The sequence below is a fragment of the Zoogloea sp. genome, assembly GCF_023150065.1.
Taxonomy (GTDB): Bacteria; Pseudomonadota; Gammaproteobacteria; order Burkholderiales; family Rhodocyclaceae; genus Zoogloea.
In genome coordinates, this window is the sequence record NZ_JAKLLN010000209.1 from 1 (window position 1) to 548 (window position 548).

The 548-nt window shown below is 73.4% G+C and carries 2 protein-coding genes; both read right to left on the bottom strand.

Annotation, left to right across the window (positions count from 1 at the left end; translation table 11 throughout):
- A partial coding sequence (locus tag L6Q67_RS24310; protein WP_296576333.1) for a hypothetical protein occupies positions 1-350 on the bottom strand: 350 nt, incomplete at its 3' end.
- Positions 351-354: 4 nt separating this feature from the next.
- Positions 355-548 (bottom strand): hypothetical protein (locus L6Q67_RS24315; RefSeq protein ID WP_296576336.1); only part of this gene is annotated, 194 nt, incomplete at its 5' end.

A 548-nucleotide genomic window follows, 5' to 3' on the forward strand; every position in this document is an offset into this window, starting at 1 on the left:
TCGGCGCTGCGCATCTCGGCCGTGGCGGCGTCGCCCTGGCGGTTGGCCCGGGCGGCGACCGCCGGGCAGCTGGCGGCGACATTGAGAAAACCGGCCCCGGCGTCGCGCAGCAGCGGCGCGGCCTCGCGCCAGCGCTTAGCCCGGGCGGCCTGGCGGCCCAGTTCGAGGTTGGCCTCGGCCTCCTGCATCAGCAGCGGGCAATCCGGCCCGACCCCGCTGGCGTCACCGGCAGAGGCCGCCGGCATCGCACCGGCATCCGGCGCCGCCTGCTGGGCCTGGGCGCTGCCGGCCAGGGCGGACAAGGCAAGGGCCAGCCCACCGGCCAGCCCCGAAACACGCAAACTCTTCATCACGTCAATCCTGCCCCGTTTCGAGGGGCATCCTCAGCATTGCATCAATCAAGCCGCCGGAGCCTGCGACTCCGGCAGGCGCGGACGGCACGGCTTCATCGCTTTCCGACAGCATCGCCAGGCCCGCGCCCTCGTCGGAGGCGCTGGGCAGGTCGGTCAGCTTGAGGGCGAAGGCCTCGAGGGAGGCGCCCTTGAGCA